19 protein-coding genes and 1 pseudogene are annotated in these 24,683 nt (G+C 63.2%); 7 read left to right on the forward strand and 13 right to left on the reverse strand.

Translation table 11 applies throughout. The annotated features are described in order from the left end of the window. Positions 1–24: 24 nt before the first annotated feature. Both BJD12_RS24810 and BJD12_RS22980 read right to left on the reverse strand, forming a co-directional pair. Positions 25–4,071 carry a hypothetical protein gene (locus BJD12_RS24810; protein ID WP_046932231.1) on the reverse strand — a complete coding sequence of 1,349 codons (4,047 nt, stop codon included), beginning with the start codon at positions 4,069–4,071 and terminating at the stop codon, positions 25–27. A gap of 34 nt (positions 4,072–4,105) precedes the next feature. Further along, positions 4,106–4,747, reverse strand: coding sequence for a DUF1629 domain-containing protein (locus tag BJD12_RS22980; protein ID WP_031424590.1), 642 nt, complete (start codon positions 4,745–4,747; stop codon positions 4,106–4,108). Positions 4,748–5,239: 492 nt separating this feature from the next. Between BJD12_RS22980 and BJD12_RS22985 the strand changes: the two genes are divergently transcribed. Beyond that, positions 5,240–5,881, forward strand: a complete 642-nt coding sequence (locus tag BJD12_RS22985) for a hypothetical protein (protein WP_126936937.1) — start codon at positions 5,240–5,242, stop codon at positions 5,879–5,881. A gap of 216 nt (positions 5,882–6,097) precedes the next feature. On the opposite strand, the gene BJD12_RS22990 is transcribed toward BJD12_RS22985, so the two are convergent. The 4 genes from BJD12_RS22990 to BJD12_RS23005 form a co-directional block, all read right to left on the reverse strand. After that, positions 6,098–6,421 (reverse strand): DUF6166 domain-containing protein, encoded by a 324-nt coding sequence (locus BJD12_RS22990; RefSeq protein ID WP_005996602.1) that lies wholly within the window; start codon positions 6,419–6,421, stop codon positions 6,098–6,100. 441 nt (positions 6,422–6,862) lie between these two features. Continuing rightward, positions 6,863–9,856: a Tn3 family transposase gene (locus BJD12_RS22995; RefSeq protein WP_005996604.1), complete on the reverse strand. Its 2,994-nt coding sequence runs from the start codon at positions 9,854–9,856 to the stop codon at positions 6,863–6,865. A gap of 23 nt (positions 9,857–9,879) precedes the next feature. Continuing rightward, on the reverse strand, positions 9,880–11,151 hold the full coding sequence (locus tag BJD12_RS23000) for a site-specific integrase (RefSeq protein ID WP_005996605.1): 1,272 nt from the start codon (positions 11,149–11,151) through the stop codon (positions 9,880–9,882). Beyond that, positions 11,148–11,561 (reverse strand): MerR family transcriptional regulator, encoded by a 414-nt coding sequence (locus BJD12_RS23005; RefSeq protein ID WP_005996607.1) that lies wholly within the window; start codon positions 11,559–11,561, stop codon positions 11,148–11,150. Before BJD12_RS23005 ends, BJD12_RS23000 begins: the two co-directional genes overlap by 4 nt. 105 nt (positions 11,562–11,666) lie before the next feature. Here BJD12_RS23005 and BJD12_RS23010 point away from each other — a divergent pair, with 105 nt between their 5' ends. The 6 genes and pseudogenes from BJD12_RS23010 to BJD12_RS23035 all read left to right on the forward strand — a co-directional run bounded on the left by BJD12_RS23010 (position 11,667) and on the right by BJD12_RS23035 (position 18,428). After that, a complete protein-coding gene (locus BJD12_RS23010) occupies positions 11,667–12,284 on the forward strand; it encodes a cation efflux transmembrane domain-containing protein (RefSeq protein WP_005996609.1) in 618 nt (205 codons plus the stop codon). After that, complete coding sequence (locus tag BJD12_RS23015; RefSeq protein ID WP_005996612.1) at positions 12,281–12,637, forward strand: hypothetical protein; 357 nt, start codon at positions 12,281–12,283, stop codon at positions 12,635–12,637. Before BJD12_RS23010 ends, BJD12_RS23015 begins: the two co-directional genes overlap by 4 nt. Positions 12,638–12,723: 86 nt before the next feature. Then, positions 12,724–14,001, forward strand: a complete 1,278-nt coding sequence (locus BJD12_RS23020; RefSeq protein WP_005996614.1) for a TolC family protein — start codon at positions 12,724–12,726, stop codon at positions 13,999–14,001. Then, the gene (locus BJD12_RS23025) at positions 13,998–14,948 is read left to right on the forward strand and encodes an efflux RND transporter periplasmic adaptor subunit (RefSeq protein WP_005996617.1); all 951 of its coding nucleotides are present in this window, start codon (positions 13,998–14,000) and stop codon (positions 14,946–14,948) included. Before BJD12_RS23020 ends, BJD12_RS23025 begins: the two co-directional genes overlap by 4 nt. Positions 14,949–14,956: 8 nt before the next feature. Further along, a pseudogene (locus BJD12_RS23030) lies at positions 14,957–18,153 on the forward strand (efflux RND transporter permease subunit). Next, positions 18,150–18,428 (forward strand): hypothetical protein, encoded by a 279-nt coding sequence (locus BJD12_RS23035; RefSeq protein WP_005996620.1) that lies wholly within the window; start codon positions 18,150–18,152, stop codon positions 18,426–18,428. The pseudogene BJD12_RS23030 and the gene BJD12_RS23035 overlap by 4 nt, the downstream one beginning before the upstream one ends. A gap of 28 nt (positions 18,429–18,456) precedes the next feature. Here BJD12_RS23035 and BJD12_RS23040 read toward each other — a convergent pair whose 3' ends face one another. The 7 genes from BJD12_RS23040 to BJD12_RS23070 all read right to left on the reverse strand — a co-directional run bounded on the left by BJD12_RS23040 (position 18,457) and on the right by BJD12_RS23070 (position 24,570). After that, positions 18,457–19,761, reverse strand: coding sequence for an arsenic transporter (locus BJD12_RS23040; protein ID WP_005996621.1), 1,305 nt, complete (start codon positions 19,759–19,761; stop codon positions 18,457–18,459). A gap of 18 nt (positions 19,762–19,779) precedes the next feature. After that, the gene (arsH, locus tag BJD12_RS23045; RefSeq protein WP_005996622.1) at positions 19,780–20,505 is read right to left on the reverse strand and encodes an arsenical resistance protein ArsH; all 726 of its coding nucleotides are present in this window, start codon (positions 20,503–20,505) and stop codon (positions 19,780–19,782) included. After that, positions 20,502–20,915: an arsenate reductase (glutaredoxin) gene (gene arsC / locus BJD12_RS23050; protein ID WP_005996623.1), complete on the reverse strand. Its 414-nt coding sequence runs from the start codon at positions 20,913–20,915 to the stop codon at positions 20,502–20,504. Before arsC ends, arsH begins: the two co-directional genes overlap by 4 nt. 9 nt (positions 20,916–20,924) lie before the next feature. Further along, on the reverse strand, positions 20,925–21,455 hold the full coding sequence (locus BJD12_RS23055) for an arsenate reductase ArsC (protein ID WP_005996624.1): 531 nt from the start codon (positions 21,453–21,455) through the stop codon (positions 20,925–20,927). Beyond that, on the reverse strand, positions 21,452–21,799 hold the full coding sequence (locus BJD12_RS23060) for an ArsR/SmtB family transcription factor (protein WP_005996625.1): 348 nt from the start codon (positions 21,797–21,799) through the stop codon (positions 21,452–21,454). Before BJD12_RS23060 ends, BJD12_RS23055 begins: the two co-directional genes overlap by 4 nt. Positions 21,800–21,914: 115 nt before the next feature. After that, positions 21,915–23,012 (reverse strand): UvrD-helicase domain-containing protein, encoded by a 1,098-nt coding sequence (locus BJD12_RS23065; protein WP_039420092.1) that lies wholly within the window; start codon positions 23,010–23,012, stop codon positions 21,915–21,917. Then, positions 22,990–24,570, reverse strand: a complete 1,581-nt coding sequence (locus BJD12_RS23070; RefSeq protein WP_005996627.1) for an ATP-dependent nuclease — start codon at positions 24,568–24,570, stop codon at positions 22,990–22,992. The genes BJD12_RS23065 and BJD12_RS23070 overlap by 23 nt, the downstream gene beginning before the upstream one ends. Positions 24,571–24,683: the final 113 nt, after the last annotated feature.

Genomic DNA, 24,683 nt, shown 5'->3' on the forward strand with positions numbered 1-24,683 from the left:
GGCTGGTCACGGAAGCGATTTTGACTAACCACCGCCTCCACCACCACCACCGCCCCCTCCTCCTCCCCCACCGCCGTCTCCACCGCCACCTCCACCGCCGCCCCCTTGGGGACCGCTCTGCATTGGCCCCTTGGCAAACTCGGGCAAAGTCATCACCATCACTGGCCCGCGGCTGGTGTTGATCTCTGCTGAGACATCCATCCCCAGCGTTTGACGTGTGGCGGCGTGTTCCTGGGCCTCCTGCTGGGCCTGCGCTTCCAGAAAGTCGTTGCCTCTCTTGATCAGCGCCTGGGTTGCTGCGCTGTTGGCCACCCGATTCAGCGCTTGCTCGATCGCGAGTTCGTTTTTGCTTTCCAGTGCATAGAGCACCTCGTCCACGTCCGGGTCGCCCGTGATGGATTTCCGCTGAGCATTTGACGAATCGTTTGGCGCATCCATTTCGGCTGGACCGGCGAAGCGCTGAGCTAGAGGTGGGAGGGACTTGGCTTGCGCAGCCGCTTCACGGGGAGAGCGGTGACCTTGTTCGTGCGCACTGAATGAATCAATGCTCCCACTCTCCTTGTCGCGCGCGCCGTCGCGAGCGAAGGGGTAGGGTTCTCCGCGCTCGCGATACTCCTTCCATTCCTGGTGAAAGCGTTCGTCTTCCCGATCGGCCAGCTCTATCTCCTGTTGCAGCTGTCGCAGCGAGCGCATGGTCTCTTCCAGGAACAGGGCACCGTCTGGATCTGCGGCGCTGTATTCCTGCGCCGGAGTCGATTGGGTGCGCAGGTCTCCCGCTTCCGCCAATCCTGCGGGCAAGCGACTCACAGCCCTGTCTTCCAAGGACTGCTCGTTTGCCTGCGCGAGGTGTGCTGCCGGCAGCAATGCCGCCCCATGATCAGCGAGCAAGGCGTTTGAAGGACGAGGTTGTTCTGCCTCGGCTTCTCGCTCAGGAGTGGTAGGCGCTGTGAACCGCGAGGCAGTCAACGGTTCTGCTGTCGCAGGCGTTGTTGTGGCCATGACGCGAACCGGCTCTGCACCCTGCTCAAGCGCCACGTCTTGTTGACGGACCGACGCTTGCTCTATCTCCGCTTGCTGCGTTTGCACATGGCGATGCAGCACTGGCGGCACTGCATCGGCCTGCGTGCTTTGCGCAGGGTGACTGTGGGTTTCAGAACCCTCGGATGGCGGCAATTGAAATCGCGCAGTGTCGCGGTTCTCCATTGCCTGTATTTCCAGCGCAGATTCAGCTTCTTGTTCTTGACGCGACTGCGCGTCGCCTGGACCAGGCGCCTGCGTCCGTGGGTCAGGCGTGGTGTGAGCCAGGTGTTCGCCTGCCTGTTGGCCCTGCGCCTCTGGATGCTGACGCGCCTGTTCCTGCTGCAACTCGGGCCGTGGTGTTTGTTGAGCCAGCGCGGCATCTTGAGCGTCCGGTTGAGGATCCGGTTGCGGCGAGGACTCCTGACGCTGGGCCTGCTGCTGTGCGAGTCCTTGAACTTGTTGCTGATGATCCTGTGCTTGCCGAGCCTGAGCTTCCTGGACCTCAACTTGCCTGGCTTCTTGAGCCTGGCGGTCTTGCTGCTCCCGCTGCTGGTTGTCCTCGGCTTGGCGCTCCTGCGCCTGACGTTGCTGGACATCCCTCTCCTCACGCTCCTGCAGCTCGCGCTGCTGGCTGGTCTGTGCTTGCTGCTCCTGCACTTGCCGCTCTTCTGACTGCCGATGCTGCTCGGCTTGGCGCTGACCTTCCAGCACCGCGTGGGCCTGGACTGTTTGTTCGCTCTGCGCCCGATCTTCGCGCTCAGGCTGTGCCTGCTGGAGGTGCTCACGCACCTGCGCGGCGTGCTGCTCTTGCGCAAGACGATCTTGCTGTTCGCGTTCTTGCCGCGCCTGTGCCGCTACAGAGGCTTGCATACGCGCCTGGATATCCAGCACCTGCTGCGGATTGGACGACTCGGAGGTCGAGGTGTTCGCCTCTGCCGTTCCCTCAGGCACGCGCCCAAGGGTTGGCGACTCTGGTCGATTGCCTTGCGCCTCAGTCAGCGCCTGCCGAATGTCCTCGCTGCTGGTCACAGCCACCACGCGAGTCACCCCGTCGCTGCCGCGCTGGAGGTGTGCGATGGGGCTGTCATAGCCGTATTGCCCCGACTCATTGCGCTGCAACTGCTGCATCGTCGGCCCGGTGATGCCGTTGGCCTCCATGGTTCGCTGCGAAGCCAGCGCCACGGCCTGCTGGGTCTGCGGGTTGACATTCAAATCAACGCCGGCAGCCCGGTAGCGGTGCAGCAGCTCGTTCTGCTCCATCTGCGCCGCCGTAGGCGCGGGAAGCGCCTCAATCGCCGCCAGGGCTTCCTGAGCGCGCTCCAGCGAGGCCTGGCGCATCTGGTTGGTGAGCTCCAGCTCCGCCGCCAGGTTGCCGGTCGCCAGCCCTTCCTTTCCAAGCCACTGCCCAGCCTCGTTGCGCTGGTAGGCTTGACCATCGTGGCCTTGAACCCGGTCCGGCTTGGCCTGCGCTGCTTGCACCGCCGCCGGCACCTCCACTCCATAGTCGCGGGCGCGCTGCGCGGCGTGGTTTTCCAGGTAGGTCGCTGCGATGGCCTCACGCCCGGTGGCGATGTTGCTCTCGATGCGCGCCAAGGCTTCCTGGTTGAGCTGTTGCGCGCGTTCCGGGGACGCGAGTTGGAGGGCGTAGCTGCCAATCTCATCGGTGCCGGACGCGGCGGTCCTGACTTGGCGCTCCCAAGTCTGACGCTCGGCATTCCGCTCCCAATTCTGGTTGTCCAATCCCACCTGGTCGCTTGCCCGTGCGGGGAGGTTGAACGGGTTCTGGGATGGCGGGGCGTTGCCCAACGCCAGCTCCACCGCCTTCGCGTTGGCCAGGGCGCCAAGTTCCTGGGATTTCTCGTAGCTGGCCACCACGGGCTGCTCGCCCGGGGTGCGGCGGCCATCCTGGGCAAGGTCGAAGGCCGCTTCGCGCTGCCAGTTGCGGCCGTTGAACTGCCACTCCACGTCCGCTTTGTCGGTCTGGTTGTAGATAGCGCGGTTGTCCAGCAAATCGGCGCCCTTGTCGAATGCCTTGCTCATCAACAGCGCATCGCCCACCACCAACGCCGCAGGCACGAAGCCGCTGCCGCCCAGCGCTGCTGCGGTGGACGCGCCACCGGCCCAGCCGCCGACATTGCGCGCCAAGGCATGGGTAACCTCAGACTGTGCGGCGGTTGCGTTGCCTTGTTCCAGCAGCTCGGCCGAACGGCGAGCGGTCAACACCGCATCTGCGCCAGTCGCCAGCAAGCCACCCGAACGCACCAGGGTGCTGGCCGAGGCATTGCCGAGCAACACTTCCATGGACGCGGCACCGCTTTGACCGCGAGGAACTCGCAAAGGTCTCGCAGCTTCCTCGCCCAAGGTGTTTTCCACTACAGCCACGCCACCGGGTGACAGTGTCAGCTTTCCACCGTGATAGGCCTCGGAGATAGCCGTGGACAACCCATGTCTTTGCAGGTCAATGTTGCCGCCCCCCAGCAATGGCAGCCCGGAGGTATGAAAATACTGCAACGTGGAAACGAGGCGAGATTCGGTGTGTGTGACCCCCGCCCACTGACGTGTAATAGCGCTGGCTTGACCATATGCTTTCAACTGCGCTGCATTTCGGGCAGCGTAGTTGTTTGGATCATCGAAGAATGCGTGAGTCGCAGCCCGGGTTTGGCTAATTGACTGCCCTATGGCGGTATTCGTGCGTAGGTCGCCATTGATAAGTGCCACCTGCGCGGTGTCACTCAATCGCTGAACCCTGAGAGCAATTCGGTCCAGCGCGTCCGAGTCCTTCGCCAACACTGCCGCCTGGCCATCCTTTGTGGCGGCCAATTCCTCCAGGGCATCCTTTAAACCAAGGCCATACTCCTTAACAGGCCGGCCATTGTGCGGCGTCATCCCAATGGCGTGAGCAAGCCCCTTGTCGTTGGGCAAATTGATCAGATTGGTAGCCGCGTCCTTGTTCAACCGACCAGAATCAACAAGTACCTGTAGCAGGGGATCACTCTTAAACGCGTTTTGCTCGATGGCGTGATGTGATTGAAAGAGAGTCTTTTCCGGCATGGCTTACGGGCTCCTGCCTTTAGGCCTTGTAGGTTCAGATGTCAGATGCGTCAATGAACGAGATGCCGCTCACTTCTGCTTTGTCAGATATGCCAGCCGCATGAACCTCGCTCTTAAAATCGTGATCGCAGAATACCGATGGATTGAACGGCAAGCGGAATACATGTGACTTCCCCAACACATCATGTCTGAATGCAAGGCTGGCTCCTCCACCCAAGGAGTAAAACTTTCCACGCACATAGTCGTCATCGACTTTGATCCTAAGTCTGGATGCTTCTTCGTCTAAGGCATCTAGCTCTCGAATGACGTCACACAGAAAATGACGTGGACCCTTGCTCCCGTCAATCAACCGGTAATCCACCTCGATGAACGCAAATGCACCCGGGTCACATGAGCACATGATGTCATGGAGTCGCTCGGATACTAGCCAGTAACCGCCAAACCCAGGCTCTAGATCACGGGGTTCGGGACCCCCGCTTGGGTCATAGGTCATCTGTGGCTGTTCGAGCAGTGAAGGAAATCCACCCGCCTCAGGACGCAAGATCACACGGGAGGGAGACAGCAGCTCGCGAAGGTTGTTGAACCTCACACCGCAGGGAGGCCTAGCACTCTCCATATCAGACACGAACATGTAGAACGCTTCGGGGGTGGGCTGATTAGGTACTGTTGATTGCATGCGTCTATCCCCATCGTTTTCGCGTCGGTGGTAACACAACGGTTGCACCTCAGTATAAACGCGTTGAACTGAAGCGCTCGCTGTAGCCTGGGGGCGGGTGGGGCAGCCATGCGAGCAAAGCCTGCAGCCGCTGTCCCTGGCAAAGGGGTAGGGTGCCGCACAACCGGCGATCGCCCAGCACGCAGGTGCACTGCATCGCGGTCGCAAGCCTTGCTGTAATCAACTTCTCGGGGTCTACGCATGTGCAATTGACGGCGACTCCGCGGCCTGGGGTGGGGGAGAGGACTTCTAGTGGTCTGGACCACCGATCTTCGCCCTTGACAGCAAAGAGGCGCTCTTTTAAATTTTTCCCTAGAACGCGCTCTGCGCATCTCCGTAGTGGCCGGTGCCACCCACGTAACACATACGCAACACTTATATCAATCCCCAGCGGGCGAACTAGATTTCGCCCATGGGCGAGGTCTGTTTGCCCCTTTTCGTTTGGAGCAAATCATGACCACTCTAGTCCAGGCCCGTCTCGACGGCGCTTTTCACAATCTTGTTATGCGTATCTACGCAAACGCTGAGGCGGCTAAGTCCAAGCTCTGCGGAACGCGCTGCGCAACCTCAGATCCTCAGCCAATCTTCAAGGGATTTACCTACGTTGCAAGTGCCCGCGTTGAGTACTGCGTAGCGCTACCGATGTACGACGATTATCCCTGGGTTGAGGAATGTTTCTACCACCATGCGCGTTACTTCCATCTGGATTTTCCGGCCATGGGCCTTGTCCAAGCCAGGGATCACATCGGTGCTACCTGGGAGACTGCTAGGGACAAGGTCGAATCGGTCTATTTTAAAGATGAAAAATACGCGGATGATGACTGGAGCGAGTTCGGTATCATCAAATCAATCAAGCTACTTGACACCTTCGGGAACGTGGTCGACACCATCTCTGGCAGGAGCTCGTGGATCCATGACCCGCAGATTATCGGTGACGTTAACTCGTTGAAGGAGCGCGTAGTTGCACTCAGGGCAGAAAGTGCTCTCGAGTATGGCTGGGACAACCACGACACCGCGCGTTCTCTACGTTCCATGGCTGATTCGATCGTCGATCAGATATCCATTATCGAATGTCGCAGTAGACTAGTGGCGTAACAGCCATGCTCGGCTGCAGCACATTTGCATCTCAGTTGTCACTCACCCAAAGCCCCTTCTAGCACAGCTAGCAGGGGCTTTTTTGTGGACTCCCCTCCTCCCAACAACGCTAGTGGAGGGCCGGCTAGCTCCCCACGTTGACCTGGAGTTGCCGGCCACCAGATCAGCGCTACGAAGGGGAAGGGCAAGGGCGGGAGTCGAGGTGCCAGCCATCGGTCAGGGGAACAATTGCTTGATGGGGTCCACTTGCAAATCATGCTCGGCATCATTGTCCAAAGTTGACTTGCTGATTACATGGTTCAAAATTTCATCGCCGCGTCTACGCAGTTCGGTATCGCTGAGATTGTCCATCTCGAACAGTTTGCCCGCGATTGCGTAGCTTAGGTTTTTAGCTCCGCTACCTCCGTAACCCCACCCAATTCCACCTGGATAATTGAACAAGTCGCGGCGCGTCGGCAGCAGCTCGGCCCGGCCGTCTTCAGCATGTCGATAGAGCGCGACACTGGCGCCCTCAACGATTCGCAGCAGGATGTGGCTCATTGGCATCTCGTCATCATAGGCATGGCGCCCGGAAGGGGCATTGTGCGCAGGGTCGCGGCAGCTTCTGCAAGTGGCGCGCGTAGCGGGCGAGGAATTGAACCTACCGGCAATGACGCGGCACGTGGCATCGGTGCACAGCACCACAAGGTACCTACGCGCGGTAATGCCCCCTTCTGGGCCGGTAGCAGGTCGGGCAGGGCATTCGCATCGGCTGCGACTGCGATGTGCACAGTGTGGTGAATGGGCCAACGCAAACGACCAACACTCGCACCGTGGCACTTCGGCCCACCTGGGATTTGCGACGCCTGCGGAAGCCGGTGCGGCACGATGGACCAGGCCGGTATGAGGGTCGGCAGGGAATCGTTACGTACAGGGCCAAATGCCACCTAAGCGATTGAAACGAAATGATAATTGTCTTGTCCCGATGGCGGATATCCCCGTCTATGGGGCCTGTTCAAGGACTTTCGCTGTATAGCTCAGCGGCGCCACTTCCCTTTCAAGATCCAAGTGATAGTCGCCGAAGCGATTGATGTGGCTGGTCCGGTAAGGCGACAGGCCGGCCAGAATCTCGGGCGTCAGTTCAATCCCCTCCTTCTGCATTACGGCCAAGGTCCGGCTCATGCGTTCCACGTTGTGGAGGATGATCATGTTGGCCACCAGCTGGCTGTACTTGATGATCTTGCGCTGCTCGTGTTGGACGTTCTCAGCAATGATCCCTTGGCTGCCAAAGAAGACCCACTTCACGAAGCCGTTGTATTCCTCGCTCTTGTTGGTCGCAGCATGGATCGTTTTGCGAATCTCGTTGTCATCGATGTAGCGCAGCAAGAACAGCGTTCGGACGGCCTTGCCAAGTTCCCGGAAGGCGAAGTACAGCTTGTTCTTCCGGCTGTAGGTGCCCAGCCGGCGCAGGATCGAGGACGCGGTGATCTTCCCCAATCGGATCGAGATCACTACCCGCAGCATGTCGTGGAGATGCGTCGCGATCAGTTGCCAGTCGATGCTGTCTCCGAACAGTGCCTGGATATTCTTATAGGTCCTGCCAGGTTCGGGCCGGAAGAATGTCAGATCCTTGATGTTTCGTATCCTGGGCATCAGCTGGATGCCCAGCATGTGGGCCAAACCGAAGACTGGGTAGCTTTGGGCCTGCGTGTCGCCATGGACGATCTCAGGCTGGATGTCGGAAGTGTTGGCCAGCAGGCCGTCGAGGATGTAGATGCCCTCGTGCACACCACAGGGAATGAAATGGCTGAACAGCGCCACGTATTTGTCGGACACATGGTAGTAGCCGATGCCGCCGTAGCCGCCGTAGCGGATGTGGTACTCCGACAGCAGGTTGTCCTCGTAGACGCTCCATTTGGTGCCATCTGCTGAGGCGCTTTTCCCGCTGCCCCAATAGCCCGGGAGGTCGAATTTATTGTAGGTATTGATGACCTCTACGATGGCCTTCTCAAGCACATCCTCGGTCACGTATTTCAGGTTCAGCCAAGCAACCTGGCGCCGGCTGAAGCCCTTGATCGACCGCGCCGTCTGCGTCGGCCCCAGGTTGCAGCCATAGCAAAATAGCGTGGTGATCACACGTCGGGGCAGATCTTCGACTTGGCTCTCGGTACCGGCGATCGGGCGGAAAAAACGGTGCAGATCCAGCCATTGGCTGGCGTCGATCAGGACATCGACGATGCTGGACTCCGGGAGCCGTTCGGCGATGAGGCGATCCACCGTGGCAATGGCACTTGAGACCTCAGCGCGTTGCCCCTTCCGCAGTACCAGGCGCCCTTCCAAGATGTCCGCATGCACATTCTCGGGGAAGCGCTCGTCAACTTCGTCGGCCAAGTCGGTCAGTTGTGCGCGCAACCCAGCCACGAACGACGCGGCGTCGGTGGGTAGACCTGACACCTGACCATAGGCTTCCAGTTCCTGGGCCAAGGTGGCTTCATCGACCAGCTGCTCGCGGTAGTCATCAAAGCGTTCGCTGCTGGGAATGAAGAGATCTCCGGACTTCAGCTCGTCTTTGACCTGCACCACCACGGCCAGCTCGAAGTACTTACGGTGCATCCAGCCGGCGCCGGCAGCGCTGGCACGCTTGCCAAACACATGCTGACGCCAGAGCTTGGACATCCAATCGAAGTCCTTTTCCGGGTCCAGGCCGAGGGATGCGACCTCGATCAGCTCACGGCGTTGGTTGCGCAGCGACAGCACCGCTGCGATCAACGGCTCCATGCCGGCATCGTGGCTGGTTGACCGCAGATTCATCAGCTCCAGCCCATTGAACAGCAGCGGCCTGACCGTGCCGTAGGGTTGCAGCATGAAAGGCAGATAGTTCTTCCCTGCGTATGCCATATGTTCTTCGCATTCGGCCAGCAAGGTCGACACTTCCGCTTCTAGACTGTTGTCGATGGCATCCACGCGCTGACTATCGCTGCCGTCGAGCTGATAGGCCTGCAGGATTTCCTTGAGCTGGCCGATCAGGAAGTCGGCCCGCTTGGCATGTTCGAGCTGGTAGGCCAGCAGTTTTTGCTGGGCCGTGTTTTCCAGCCCGCGCACCTGCTTGATGAATAGCTCGGCTGCGTCATCCAGCGTCTTGGCATGCTGGGCGCGAATGAAGATGGTGGCCAGCGCATAGCGCTTGTCCGGAGCCAATTCGGCCAGCTCGCTGGCGTCATAGGCCCGGGCCATTGCACGGAATTGCTTAAGCTTAGGGACCGGCACATCGATCGGGGGCAGCTGCTCAGCCAACTGCTGCAGCATGCGGATGTGCTGCAGATAGAACCGGACTTCCTTGTTGGTGGGCCGACCAGGCTCGCGCTTGAGCGATTGCCAGCCGGTGAACCTGGAGTTTTCCGGTGCGCGCAGCAAGTCGTCAATGAGCGTGCGCGTGGTAGGCGTCAGCGCGTGGCTGATGCTACGGTAGTAGCCCAGATTGACCCGCTCACGCGCGCCGATGGCGGCCAGTTCCAGGGTGCGGAAACCGGGCAGTTCGTAGCGATGGTGCACCAGCTCTTCGAGCAGGACGTTCACGATGTCCGGGATGGTGTGCTTGGCCTGGGCTGCTCCGGTGGCCACCGTGTCCAGCCAGGCCAAGCCTGATTTATCCAGGGGACGTACACCGATGAACTGCCGAAGCTGCGGGATATGCCGGCGCTGGCTACCGGAAGCGTCGTAACGTTCGAGCTGGTCGGTGTCCAATACGCGCCCGAGTCGGGCGGCCTTGGCGATGTGCTTCCGGATCCGCTCGGGTACGTCGGCCAACACCGTGAAGTAACCGAGGCGCTGGAAGAGCTTGAGATGAATCAGTACCGCCAGCTGCGGTCCCGGCTGGGTGGTCAGCTGCTTGGCGAATGCAATCTCAGCGGCGGTGGGGGTATAGATCTCCTCCAGTTCCTTGGCGGTGGGATCAGGCTTCAGTCGCGGGTAGGCGGTCTCGTGAAGGGTAGCCATTGGATCCGGAGGTTATGAGGGGATCAATCCCAGTGCCGGCCGTCGTCTGTATTGAGAGACGCTTCCAGGAAACACTGGTGCGTATCGGCCATGCGGTGCATGTCATCGAGCAACGTGGCCAGGATTTCATCCAGATCCCGATCGGGATCGGTGGGAACCGTCAACCGGTACTCGCTGCTGGCGGTGTTCAGCCGCACCGCTTGGAACGGGGCCAAGCAGATCTCTTCGATCCGGCCCCGGGCCTTAGCCGCGCCGCGACCCGCGCGGGCAAATGGGGTCAGTACCATGCGCAGGCGCAGCTGCAGTGCAGATTTGCCCTCGGGCGCCGGCAGCGCCATCGCCGGTACCGGCACGGTTGGACTTGGCAGGCTTGCTTCAATGCGGTCCCGTGCGAACGGGTCATGCCCGTCCAGGTAGCGCATGGCCGACTGCACATCGCGCCAGCCCACGTACTCCATCAGCGCCTTCATGTCCCAGCCCTGCTCGTTGGCCCAGCTGGCAAAGCCGCGGCGCAGGGAATGACTGCTGTGGAGCCCCGCATCGGCAAAGCCGGCACTGGTCAGCAACTCGCGCAGCAGGCGCACCAAGCTGTTGGGATGCAGGCCTTCGGCGCTCACCTGGCCCCATTGGCTGACCGCCCGAAATACCGGCCCTTCTTGCAGGTCGGCCGCCTGCAGCCACACCTGGGTCGCCTCCACCGGGCACAATCGCGACAACGCCGGCACCTTGTAGGTAACGCCGGCGGCCTGGCGATCGCCCTTGCTGCGCGGCAAGAAACAGGTCATCCCCTGTCCCGGCACCAGCGTGAGATGGGCCACGTCCAGGCGCAGCAGTTCATCGCCACGAAAGCCACGCCAGAATCCGAGCAGCACCAGCGCTCGGTCCCGTTGGTGGCGCAGCGCTGCCGCTCCGTCGCCCCGCGCGCGTGCCGCCGCGATCGCTGCGGCTAACCAGTCATCGAGCTCGACCAGCCGCCGAATCTGGAGCGGCGCGGCTTGCTTGACCTGGCCCGGGTGCAGGGTCTTGATGCCTTTGAGTACCTTGCGCACCAGCGGCGACCGGGTCGGGTCGACAAAGCCGTGGTCGCGGTGCCAGGAGGCAATGGCGGCCAGCCTGTGGCGAAGGGTGCTGGTGGCCAGGGTCTGCGCATACGCGGCCAGGTACCGGGCCACGCTGTCCGGTGTCGCTGGGAGGTGGCCTTGCCACTCGACTTCAAAGTGCCGCAGCGCCGACGCATAGCTGCGCACCGTGTTCTGGCGCGTGGCCGCATCGAGGTAGCGGTCCAGTTCGGTCACTGGCGCGTGGCCTCCACCGAGGCCGGCTGCCGCAGCGTTGACAGGATGGTGCATACAGCCCGCTGCCCGCCGTGGCAACTGGCAATCACCCGTTCCAGCTCGCTGGCCATGCGCTGCAGGTCGGCCATGCGCGCCCGCACGTCGGTCAGATGGCTGCGGGCCAGCCGATCCACGTCCCCGCACGAAAGCTCTTCATCGCCCGCCAACTGCAGCAGGCTGCGGACCTCCTCCAGGCTGAAGCCCAGGTCCCGGCCGCGCGCAATGAAGCGCAGTCGCTCGATGTCGGCCGGGCCATAGACCCGGTAGCCATTGCCCGAGCGCCCCGGGCGCGGCAGCAGGCCGATCCGCTCGTAATAGCGGATGGTCTCCAAATGGCACCCACTGGCGTCGGCAGCCTCACTGATTTTCATTCGTAGTACGCTTGACTCCGTAGTAGCTACGGACTTTACCCTCACCGGCTGTGCCATGCCAGCGGTCCGCCTGGGCCTGGCTTCCCTGCGACTGGAGATGTTCCGATGAGTGATTGTGGCTGCCACCACGAGGCCAAGAACGCGCAGGAGCGGCGCGTGCTCTGGATCGCCCTTGCCCTGAATGCGGCGATGGCCGTGATCGGCGGCATCGCCGGCTGGGTTGCCCATTCCACAGGCCTATTGGCCGACGCGCTGGACATGCTGTCTGACGCCACCGCCTACGCCATTGGCTTGGTCGCCATCGGGCGCACGGCCCGCTTCAAGGCGAACGCAGCCTGGGTCAGCGGCAGTGTATTGCTGGTGCTGGGTGTGGGCGTGTTGGTCGAGGTCGGCCGCCGCGTAATGTTCGGTGCCGAGCCGGTCAGCGGCTGGATGATTGGCACCGCCCTGCTGTCGCTGGTGGTCAACGTGACGGCACTGCGCATGTTGGCGCCGATGAAGTCCGGCGAGGTGCATCTGCGGGCGACCTGGCTGTTCACCCGGGCTGATGTGGTCGCCAACGTTGGCGTGATCCTGGCGGGCCTCCTGGTGTGGTGGCTGGCCAGCCCGTACCCAGATTTCGTGATCGGCGCCCTGATCGGCCTGTATGTGATCAAGGAAGCCTTCGAGATCTTGGGTGATGCCCGCCGGGCACGTGCCGACGCGCGCAAGACGGCTGCATGATCGCCCTTGGCCGGCTGCGGACGGGCCTACGCTGGCTGCTGCTGGCGCAGCTGGCGGTGGGTTTGCTGGTCCAGCCGGTCTTGGGTCTGGCGAGCGAACTGCACGTTCACATCCATCCGATCATTGCCGCCCATGGGCCGGCAGTGGCCGCACCGGCACCTGAGCGTGGCATCGGCGCCGCCTTGCACCGCCTTCACCAGCTGGCGCTGTGCTGCAGCCAGGCCGCACAGCCCCCTGAGATCCTGCTGACCGTTGCGGACATCGGCCGGCATTTGCCGGTGATGCAAGCCAACACGCGCCCGTATCCGCACGAGCACCTGGTCGCGCCGTTCCGGCCTCCGATCGCAGGGTGATCTCCGCCGGCAGCGCCGGCTCAGCGACCTGCTGCTGTGCGCGGTGGTGATCGTTTGTTGATGTCGAAACCCTTCGGAGTACTTCCATGGATGTACGATTGGCGGCCTTGGCCGCATGGCTGCTGCTGACTGCGGCGACAACGTCGGCGGCAGCGGCCGAGCTGATGACCTTGGACGACGCGTTCGCGCGCGTGGCCCAAACCCACCCCGAGCTGCGCTTGGTCGATGCGCGCGCCATCGTGCTCGCTGCCGAGCGCGACCAGGCGGTGCAGCGCCCACCGTGGACGCTCGGTGCCGAGGTCGAAAATGCGTTGGGCACTGGCGCGGCCCGCGGTCTGGACAGCGCCGAGTTGACCTTGAGCCTGAGCTCGGTCCTGGAGCGCGGCGGCAAGCTCGACGCCCGGCGCACCTTGGCCCAAAGCCGGATTGATGCACTGGCCGTGCAGCGCGAGACCGGGCGGCTGGACCTGCTCGCCGAGACGGCGCAGCGCTATTTGGCCGTTGTCGGTGCCAACCGGCAACACAGCCTGGCGGACATGGATGTTGGCCAGCGCCAGCGAACCGTGGCCGCTGCCCGGCAACGCCTGCAGGCCGGCGCTTCACCCGAATCGGTGCTGCTCACCGCGCAGGCAGCGCTGGCGCGGGCCGAGCTGACGCGTGATCGGGCCGAGCAACAGCGATTGGCCGCCCGTCAGCATCTGGCCGCGCTGTGGGGCGAACGTACTCCCACCTTCGAGGTGGCTCCGGCCGATCCGATGGCCCTGCCGGCGATCGCCTCCATGCAGACGCTGGCCGATGAGCTGGAGCGGACTCCGGAACTGGCGCAGTTTGCCGACGCCCGACGGATCGCGCAGGCACGACTGCAGCTGGCGCGTTCGGCGGCCTCACCGGACCTGTCCTGGCAGCTCGGCGTGCGCCGCCTGCAGGAGACCGACGACACTGCACTGGTCGCTAGCGTGTCCATGCCGCTGGGCAGCCGCAGCCGCGCACAGCCAGAGATCCGCGCCGGCGAAGCCGAACTGGAGGTCCTGACGATCGAGCGCGAGGCCAAGGGCTTGTCGCTGTATTCCACGCTGGTCGAGGCCCATGGCCGCTACACCGTCGCACAAGCCGAGGTGGCGCGCCTGCACAGCGACGTGTTGCCGAAGCTGGCCCGAGCCGAGCGGGCCGCTGAGCGTGCCTACCGCGCTGGGGCGATCAGTTACCTGGAATGGGCCCAGTTGCAGTCCGAACGTACGGCCATGGCCCAGCAGCAGCTGGACGTGGCCTTGGATGCGCAACGCGCCCTGATCGAAATTCAACGACTGACCGGCCAGGCGCTTGTAACGCCGCCGGCGGCCGCTTCATTTGGAGATAGCCCATGAGCCGTTTTTCCTGGACCGCACTGGGCATGGCCCTGTTGCTGACCGCCTGCAATGCGTCCGCCCCCAACGAAGCATCCGAGGGCGGCCCCGCCGCTGAGGGCGAGGAGCACGGCGAGCACGAGGAAGCGCCGCTGGAAACCAAGATTGCCGCCAAGGCTGCGCAGGCGGCAGGAATCCAGGTCGCGCCGGCTGGGCCTGGTGAGATCGCTGACGAGCATGAGGTGCAAGGTCTGCTCACCCCGATCGATGGGCGCATCGCACAGGTCACGGCACGCTTCCCCGGACCGGTCCGCTCTGTGCGAGCGGGCGTGGGTGATCAGGTGCGTGCCGGCCAGGCACTGGCTACAGTAGAGAGCAACCTGAGCCTGACCACCTATACCGTCACCGCGCCGATCAGTGGCGTGGTGATGGCGCGTACGGCCGCTGTGGGCATGGCGGCGGCTGAGGGCGCGCCACTGTTCGAGGTCGCCGACCTGTCCACCCTGTGGGTGGACCTGCACATCTTTGGGGCCGACGTCCAGCACATCGGTGCCGGCGTGCCGGTGACGGTCACCCGCTTGAGCGATGGCGTCACGGCGCAGACCACCTTGGAGCGCGTCCTGCCCGGCACCGCCACCGCCAGCCAAAGCACCATTGCGCGCGCCACCGTGGCCAACACCGATGGCCTGTGGCGTCCGGGTTCGGCGGTCAAGGCGCGGGTCACCGTGGATCGCCAATCGGCGGCGCTGGTGGTGCCAATCACCGCGCTGCAGACCGCAGAAGACCAGGACGTGGTCTACGTGCAGCAGGGAGAGACCTACCACACCCGGCCGGTCAAGCTCGGTCGCCGCGACGCTGAGCGCGCCGAAGTGCTGGAAGGGCTCAAGGCCGGTGAACAGGTGGTGGTGGCCCAGAGCTTCCTGATCAAGGCCGACATCGAAAAATCCACCGTCGAAGAAGACCATTGAGGCCCGCCATGCTCGAACGCCTCATTGGGCTGTCCATCCGCCATCGCTGGCTGACGCTGGTGCTCACCGCTGCGCTGGTTGCGTTGGGCGTGTGGAGCTACCGTCACCTATCCATCGACGCCACACCGGACATCACCAACGTCCAGGTCCAGATCAACACCCAGGCCCCGGGCTACTCGCCGCTGGAGGCCGAGCAACGGGTCACCTTTGCTATCGAAACGGCCATGGCCGGCCTGCCCAAGCTGGATTACAGCCGCTCCTTATCGCGCTACGGGCTTTCGCAGGTCACCGTCGTCTTCAAGGATGGCACCGACCTGTACTTTGCTCGCCAGCAGGTCGCCGAACGGCTGCAGCAGATCGCCTCCCAGCTGCCCGAAGGATTGGATCCGGAGATGGGCCCCATCTCCACCGGGCTGGGCGAGATCTTCATGTACACCGTGGAGGCCGAGCCCGACGCTCGCAAGCCCGACGGCACACCCTACACGGCCACGGACCTGCGCACCCTGCAGGACTGGGTGATCCGCCCGCAGCTGCGCACCACGCCCGGCGTCACCGAGGTCAACACCATCGGCGGCTTCGAGCGGCAGATCCACATCACTCCAGATCCGGCCCAGCTGGTGGCGCTGGGCTTCACGTTGAACGACGTGGTCGCAGCGGTCATGCGCAACAACCAGAACATTGGCGCCGGCTACATCGAGCGCAATGGGCAGCAATTCCTGGTGCGTGTGCCCGGCCAGCTGGCCAATCTGGAGGCGATCGGCAACATCGTGCTGGACCGGCGCGATGGCGTGCCCATCCGGGTCCGCGATGTCGCCGGCGTAGGCGAAGGCAAGGAGCTGCGCACCGGCGCGGCCACCCAGAACGGCCATGAGGTCGTGGTTGGCACCGCCTTCATGCTGTTCGGCGCCAACAGTCGAGAGGTCTCCCAAGCGGCTGCGGCCAAGCTGGTCGCCGCCAACGCCAGCTTGCCCCCGGGCGTGCATGCCAAGGCCGTCTATGACCGCACCGCGTTGGTGGACCGCACCATCGGCACGGTATCCAAGAACCTGATCGAGGGCGCGCTGCTGGTGGTGGTGGTGCTGTTCCTGCTGCTGGGCAATGTGCGCGCCTCGTTGATCACTGCGGCGGTGATTCCGCTGGCGATGCTGTTCACCATCATCGGCATGGTGCGTGGCGGCGTATCGGGCAACCTGATGAGTCTGGGTGCGCTGGACTTCGGCCTGATCGTGGACGGGGCGGTGATCATCATCGAGAACTGTCTGCGCCGGTTTGGGGAGGCGCAGCACGCGCTGGGCCGCCAGCTCAACGATGAAGAGCGCTATGACCTGACCGCCTCGGCCACCGCCGAGGTGATCCGTCCCAGCCTGTTTGGCCTGGGCATCATCGCGGCGGTCTACCTGCCGATCTTCGCGCTGTCCGGGGTGGAAGGAAAAATGTTCCACCCGATGGCGATCACGGTGGTGCTCGCCCTGACCGGCGCCATGGTGTTGTCGCTGACCTTCGTGCCGGCGGCGATCGCCACCTTCCTGCGCGGCCGCGTGGCCGAGCACGACAACCGCCTGATGCGCTGGTCACGCGCTCGCTACACGCCGCTGTTGGATTGGGCGCTGCGTCGGCGGGTCGTGGTGCTGACAGGCGCGGCCGTGCTGGTGGTGGGGTGTGGCGTGCTGGCTACCCGCCTGGGCTCGGAGTTCGTACCGAGCCTGGATGAAGGCGACATCACTTTGCAGCCAATGCGCATTCCCGGCACCAGTCTGGAGCAGTCGGTGGCCATGCAGGAAACGCTGGAGAAGCGCCTGGCCCAGTTCCCGGAGGTGGCCAACATCTTCTCCAAGATCGGCACCGCCGAGGTGGCCACCGATCCTATGCCGCCGTCGATGGCCGACACCTTCCTGATGCTCAAACCCCGCGACCAGTGGCCCGATCCGCGCAAGCCCAAGGCCGAGCTGGTGGAAGAGCTGGAGACGGCGGCTAAGGAAATTCCGGGCAGCAACTACGAGTTCACCCAGCCCATCCAGATGCGCACCAACGAGTTGATCTCCGGCGTCCGTTCGGACGTGGCAGTCAAGGTCTACGGCGACAACCTGGACCAACTGACGCGCCTGGCCAGCCGGGTCGAGCGGGTCATGCGCAGCGTCCCCGGCGCCGAAGACGTCAAGGCCGAGCAGGTCTCGGGCCTGCCGCTGTTGACCATCACGCCAGATCCGGCGGCATTGGCACGGTATGGCCTGAACCCGGGCGACGTGCAGGAAACGGTGGCCACCGCCATTGGGGGCAGTGTCGCCGGCCAGCTGATCGAGGGCGACCGCCGCTTCGACTTGGTCGTGCGCCTGCCCGAATCGCAGCGCCAAGACCCCGCCGTGCTGGCAGATCTGCCCATTCCGCTGCCGGCAAACACCGGTATCGATGAGTCAAGCCGCCTGGCCACCGGCGCCAATGGTGGGCCTCGCACGGTGCCGCTGCGGGAAGTGGCGAAGATCCAGGTGGAGCGCGGGCCCAATCAGATCAATCGCGAGAACGGCAAGCGACGCGTGGTGATCACCGCCAACGTGCGCGAGCGCGATCTGGGCGGGTTCGTCGGCGAGTTGCGCACGCGCATCGGCCAGGATGTGAAGCTCCCGGAGGGCTACTGGATCGACTACGGTGGCACCTTCGAGCAGCTGATCTCGGCCACCCAACGCCTCGGCGTGGTCGTTCCAGTGACACTGGCGTTGATCTTCGCCCTGCTATTCATGGCCTTCGGCTCGGCCAAGGATGCGGCCATCGTGTTCAGTGGCGTTCCGCTGGCGCTGACCGGCGGTGTGCTGGCGCTGGCCCTACGCGGGATTCCGCTGTCGATCTCCGCCGGCGTCGGCTTCATCGCGCTGTCGGGCGTGGCTGTGCTCAACGGGCTGGTCATGATCGCCTTCATCCGCCGCCTGCGCGAACAGGGCGATCCGCTGGACGACGCTGTCCGGGACGGCGCCCTTGGCCGCCTGCGCCCGGTGTTGATGACCGCCCTGGTGGCCTCGCTGGGCTTCCTGCCCATGGCCTTGAATGTCGGCGCCGGCTCGGAGGTGCAGCGCCCGCTGGCCACTGTCGTCATCGGGGGATTGTGTCATCCACCGCATTGACCTTGTTGGTGCTGCCGGTGCTCTATCGTTGGCTGCATCGCGACCGAGCTCCCCGCGGCGATCGCACTGCCTTGGAGTCCTCGAAATCGTGAACGAGATCAACCTGGAACAGGTCCGTGCGGCGATGTTTACCGACCCGGGTGTGAAGGCGGTAGACGACCTACGCCTGGTCCCCGGCAAAGAAGATGGCCGTGCGATCGCGGCCACCATCACCGTCGCGGCCCCCTCAGTCGACTTGGACTTGGTGCACGCGGTGACCGCCCGCGTGCTGGCCGACCAATTCGGCATCGATCAGGTCATGCTGTGCTTCAACGATCCGGGTCCGGTGCCGCCGCCCCCCACCGCGGCACCCTTGAAGAAGATGTGATCGCCTGCGGCCCTGTGCGCCGACAGGGTCATTGAGCGAGCGGCAGCCAAATCCAGAGGGCGACGAGCGTGGCCAACAGGACCGGGGGCGTGAGGATTAGCCCTACCTTCATGTACTGTCCCCACGTGATCCGTTGGCCCTTGCCGGCGAGGACGTGCAGCCACAGCAGGGTCGCGAGCGACCCGATCGGAGTGAGCTTGGGGCCAAGGTCGTTGCCCACGACGTTGGCATAGATCATCAATTCGCGGGTGGCGGCCGGAAGATTGGCCCCATCGATGGCCAGCGCGCCCACCAGCGTCGCCGGCATGTTGTTCATGACCGAAGCGAGGCCCGCCACTGCGAAGCCAGTACCGATCGTGGCCACAAAGGTTCCCTGCGCCGCCAGCCACTCAAGCACCGCACTTGCCGCCTTTGCCAGCCAGGCGTTGCCAAGCCCATAAACCACCAGATACATGCCGACCGAGAACAGCACGATCTGCCAGGGCGCACCGCGCAGAATCTTGGTCAGGGCCATGGTTGCGCCTCGGCCGCCTGTCGCCCAGCGACCTGCAATTGTCATCAGCACCAGCGCAGCCACACCCGTCACCAAGGCGATCGGGACGCCCAGCGGCCCGGTTACGAAGTAGGCAACGAGCAGTAATGCGAGCAGGGGCAAAGCGGCGCGGAAGACAGCCTTGTCGCGGATCGCTTGATGCGGCGCTTCAAGATCGTCGACCGGGTAGGTGCGAGGAATGTCGCGGCGGAACCAGAGCCACAGGACGATCAGCGTGGCGCCGACCGACACCAAATTCACCGGCACCATGACCGCTGCGTAGCGCCCGAACGAGACGTCAAAGAAGTTCGCGGTGACGATGTTGACCAAGTTCGAGACAACCAGCGGCAGGCTGGCCGTATCAGCGATGAAACCGCAGGCCACAGTGAACGCCAGCGCACTCGCAGGCGGGAAGTTCAAGCGCAACAGAATGGCCAGGACAATCGGCGTCAACAGGAGAGCCGCGCCATCGTTGGCGAACACTGCCGCGATCGCAGCGCCCAGCAAGACGATCAGCGGAAAGAGCTTCCGACCATTGCCGCCGCCCCAGCGGGCCACATGTAGGGCAGCCCATTCGAAGAAGCCGGCCGCGTCTAGGATGAGCGAGATGATGATGAGTGCGACGAAGGTGAACGTCGCATCCCAGACTATCCCCCACACCGTGGCGACGTCATCCCAACCGACGACGCCGGTGGCCAACGCTACTGCGGCGCCGGCGAGTGCCGACCAACCGATACCGAATCCGCGCGGCTGCCAGATGACGAATACAAGGGTGACGATGAAAATCGCGAGGGCAAGCATGAAGCGCTCCGACAAGGGTTAGATGGAGCGCTGATTCACGCGCTTGGACAGTTCTTCGGCGCTCTCAACACGTTCGGAATAGCGATCGGTCAGGTACGCTGAGCGACCACGCACCAGCCAGGTGAACTTCACCAACTCCTCGCATACGTCAGTAACGCGCTGATAGTACGCAGACGGCTTCATGCGCCCAGCCTCATCAAATTCCTGGAAGGCCTTGGCCACCGAGGACTGGTTCGGGATGGTGACCATGCGCATCCAACGGCCGAGTACGCGCAGTTGGTTTACTGCGTTGAAGCTCTGCGAGCCGCCAGACACCTGCATCACCGCCAAGGTTTTGCCTTGTGTCGGGCGCTTGGCTCCGTCGGCCAGAGGAATCCAGTCGATTTGCGCCTTCATGATCCCGGTCATGGCGCCGTGGCGTTCGGGGCTGACCCAGACCATGCCTTCGGACCAGTACGCGAGTTGGCGCAGCTCACTCACCTTCGGATGATCCGGGGTGGCTCCGTCAGGCAGTGGTAAGTCGTGCGGATCGAAGATCCGCACGTCGCAGCCGTACCAGCGCAAGAGTCGGCCGGCTTCTTCTGCCAGCAGTCGGGAATAAGAGCGTTCCCGCAGCGAGCCATAGAGGATGAGGATCCGCGGTGGGTGCCTTGGGTCGCCGGGCCCAGCTAGTGCGTCAACGTCGATCGGTGCAAGTTGTGCTACGTCGATGCTCGGCAGATCTACGGCAATGCGATCAATCACGTCGACGCCCCGGCTGCGGTCACGATTTCGCCGTCTTCCTTGGTGAAGGAGGACACCGGCTTGTCCAGCAGCGCGAGCACCTTTTCGGACGGTCGGCACAGGGCCGCGCCCCGGCCGGAAACGACGATGGGACGGTTGATCAGGATCGGATGCGCCATCATCGCGTCCACCAGTTGCTCGTTGGTGAGCGCGAGATTATCCAAGCCCAGCTCCGCGTACGGTGTTCCCTTCTGGCGCAGGAGCTCACGAGGGGACATGCCCATCGCGGCGAGCAGCTCGACCAGCTTCTCGCGCGTGGGCGGCGCCTGCAGGTACTCGATGACCACCGGGTCTTCACCTGACTGGCGCATCATTTCCAGGGTATTCCGAGACGTGCCGCAGGCCGGGTTATGGTAGATCGTCAGCGTCATGATGATCCCTCAAGCCACGTCGGGTCGGGGCGACGTGGCGCCCTCGAACTGCCCGATGTCGCCTACCTGCGCCGTCAAGGTCGCCCGCGACAGCGTGTGGATCGGAAGTGCGACGAACGCCTTGACGCGGTTCTCCATGTACACCAGCGCCTGCCGAAAGGCGGCGCGCTGCCACATGTCCCCGCGCGCTTCTCGGCTCGGGTCTTCGATGCCCCAATGCGCAGTGATCGGTTGTCCTGGCCACAGTGGGCAGGCCTCGCCGGCTGCCTGGTCACAGACGGTAAAAACGAAATCCATGGTCGGGGCGCCTGGCACGGCGAACTCGTCCCACGCCTTGGAGCGCAGCCCCTCGACTGGGTAGTCGGCCTGACGCAGCGTCTCGATTGCCAGCGGGTGGACCTCACCCTTGGGGTGGCTGCCGGCGGAGAACGCATTGAAACGGCCATCGCCGATCTTGCGAAGGACGCTCTCGGCCAGGATCGAGCGGGCTGAATTGCCAGTGCATAGGAACAGGACGTTAAACGGCTGAGGGAAGCTCATGCGCAGGTCTCCGCGGGACAAGGAGTGGCGAGGTTATTGAGGGCGCCGCAGATGTCCGGATTCCCGGAGCAGCAGTCCTCGGTGAGGAATTCAAGAAGCTGGCGCATGTCCTCGTAGCTGGCGGCGTACAGGACACGCCGCCCGTTGCGCCAAGAGCGCAGTAGGCTCGCCCGCTCCAAGGTCGCAAGGTGGAAGCTCATGCGCGGTGGCGGAATCGCGAGCGCTTCGGCAATTTCACCTGAGGGCATGCCGTTGGGACCAGCGCGCACCAGCATCCTGAATGCGGCCAGGCGGTCGGAGTGCGCAAGAGCAGAGAGCGCTGAGACGGCAGAGTCATCGTTCATTCGTCAATTCTACAACGATCCTTATAGGATGCAATCATTGCGGGTGTCGGCACCTTTCAAGCCGCGTATTGCTTAGGCTCCGGGAACCGCGAATGCCACAATATCCAACGCTTCTCTATGTGCTTGCGCTGGCAGGGATGTACAGCTGATGACCCGGCAAGGCGCACGCGCCGGCATACACAAAGGCCACGCTTTGCCGTGCCCGGGTGAAGGCCACGTAGTACTTCGGTGGCGCGGTGATGCGCGCCAGATCGGCCGTGCGCAGGTACTGCGTCAACGGCCCGTTCGGAAAGATAAGGACCCGACTGTAGGTGCGGCCCTTGCACTGCCCAAAGTTCACCGCTGGTAGTCCGTCGCAGGCTTGCCGCCGATCATGCCGAAGCACGGTGGGGGCAAACTCCTGCACGTACGCCGCAACATCCCCTGGAGCGACGAGGTAGATGCCATCGTGCCCGGTGACCTCGCCATTGCCTGATTGGGTCGGCGGCATCTGCGGATAAAGCGTGTCAGCCATATCGCACAGGGCCTGAACGCAGCGCAGACTGATGAGGCGGTGATCCAGCTGGCATAAGCCGTCCGACTCCCAGATCTGAAACAGCGCTGCCAGATTGGGCCCACGATACTGGCTGTGCCTTTGCGCATAGTTGGTGGCATACGTCGCCTGGCGCGTATCACCCACCAACGTGATGGCGATATCGCTCTTCAACAGCCGCTCGACCAGATCCAGATCAAAGCCGGCCAGGTCCTGAACTTCGTCGATGTAGAGCTCGTCGTACATGGCCGCCAGGCGCGCCATGACCTGACCTTGGGTCAGCTCATCGCAGCGCACAGCAAAGTCGGCCGCCCGGTCCGAATACATCCGGTTGCCTGCTAGGTAGTGGCGCGCTACCTGTGTGCGTGGGGCCCGGTTGTTGGTGACACCTTCTACGAACAGGATGGTCTCGATGCGAGGCTCAGGGCACAGCGCCGCCTGGTACGGGCGGATGCACTGGCGTAGCAGAAATCCATACCAGCTGTGTAAGGTGACATGCGCGGGGACCGCGCCGGCGTGGACCTCAAACGAGCGCCGGATCTCTTCAAGGTTTTCCAGCGTGTAGGTGACAATCGCGATGCGGCGCCCAGGTCGCTCCAAGGCCTGCCGGACCAGCAACGTGGTCTTGCCAGAGCCGGCCGCCGAGAGCAAGACCCGGTTAGGTGATGGCACGCTGGACATAGTCCGGGAACCTAATCGAGTGAGGGCTGTTGAAGATCGCCAGGGCCGTATCGGTCTTATGGCCTTTCATGTACTTGAGCAGCGCCACCTCATCGGCGAAGGTCTTGCCCAGCACGGTGTTGAGCTCAGCCAGCGAATTGGCTTTGATCAGCTGCTCTTCCAACGATGGGGCGCTTTCGTCGGAATCGTAGTAGAGCGCGGTGAGGTGGTCGGCATAGCGTTCCTGCACAACGGCGATGTCGCCGTCGTTGTCGGTGATCATCTTGGCCTGAATTTTCAGCCGATCCGCAATCTGCAAGAAGCGTTTGAATGCCAGCGATTTGACCGAGATGATGTCCACGCCATGGGCCATCGGCGCCACGCCATGGTGGTCGCTGTAAGCACGCTGCACGATCAGCTCATCAGATGGCCCTTCGACCAGGATCGCCTGTTTCGCCAAAATCAGCCGCAGCGTGTCGTGGCCCGGCAGCTTCATGAAATAGTCGTGGGTATCGGATGGCAGCTGGTCCAGCTTCATCTGGCCCTGCGCGCTGAAAAGGATCACGTTGTCCACGCCCAGCTTGTTCAACACGAAGCTGCTGTGGGTGGCGATGATCACCTGCTGGGCGGTGGAGAGGGCCGCAATTTTGTCGATCAACTGGGTCATGCTGGAGAAGGACAGATGGTTCTCTGGCTCCTCGATCAGCAGCACGTGGGCCGCCCCGGCCGCATGCATGGCCAGCTTCATCTTCACCGCACTCTGTTCGCCCTTGCCGGCCTGGGTGAAGGGGAGCTCATCCAGGTACGGTGACAAGCTGGTTTCCCACGTTGAGCGCGGCGACGTGTCCACACCCACCGTCAGCGCCCGGTGGCTGATGTCCCCCGTGTGTTCGGTGAGGTAGGCGTTGATCGCTGCCACATCCGCTTCTTCGGAAAAACTCCGCCGCATGCGGCGGAAGCTCAGCGACAGCGAGACGCGTTGCGCCGGCGTTAGTGCTTGCTCGATGATGCCGGCGATATAGCGATCGGCACCGGACAAGGTCTTGATGCCGTGCGTGTCGATGATGGTCGAGTCGAACGGAATACTGCGGGCGGTGACGCCATTGTTGGCGAAGGAGTACCAGCGCACCGTGTAGTACTCCACCGGCAGGCTGACCGCGCCCTGGTGCTGCTGCAGGTAGGCGTTGAACTCCTCGCGGTAGTCGTCGTTGAGCTCGACCAGCAGGCGGATGCCGGCGGTATCCAGGCGCAGGGAGTTATTGGTGCCACGCAACGACGCCAGCGCGGCGTCTCCGCCCAAGTAGGCTTCGACGGAGATCCGTGGCGGCGAGGCCGGCGTGCCCGCAGCAAGGGTCGCCAAATATTCCTGCACCGTGGGCTGGTGAAACAGGTAGGGAGTGAGCTCGTAGGCGAGATTGCGCCCATGCAGTTGCCCGGTGACCACCGCGTGGATGGCCTCCAGCAGGGTGGACTTGCCGACCTCGTTGTCGCCCACCACCAGATTCATGTGGGCGTTGAGCGGCAGGTCCAGATGGCGAAACGACTTGAAGTTGTCGATGACGATACGTTCGATCGGCATGCACAGTCCTTTGATGGCCAACGAGCTCGGTGGCGGAACCTGCCCAAACCTTGGCTGGCCTCCTTTCCGCTCTGGGCCATACTACCCAGCGATCGCCGGTCCTGGGCGGTTTC

This window comes from Xanthomonas vesicatoria ATCC 35937 (genome assembly GCF_001908725.1).
GTDB classification, from domain to species: Bacteria; Pseudomonadota; Gammaproteobacteria; order Xanthomonadales; family Xanthomonadaceae; genus Xanthomonas; species Xanthomonas vesicatoria.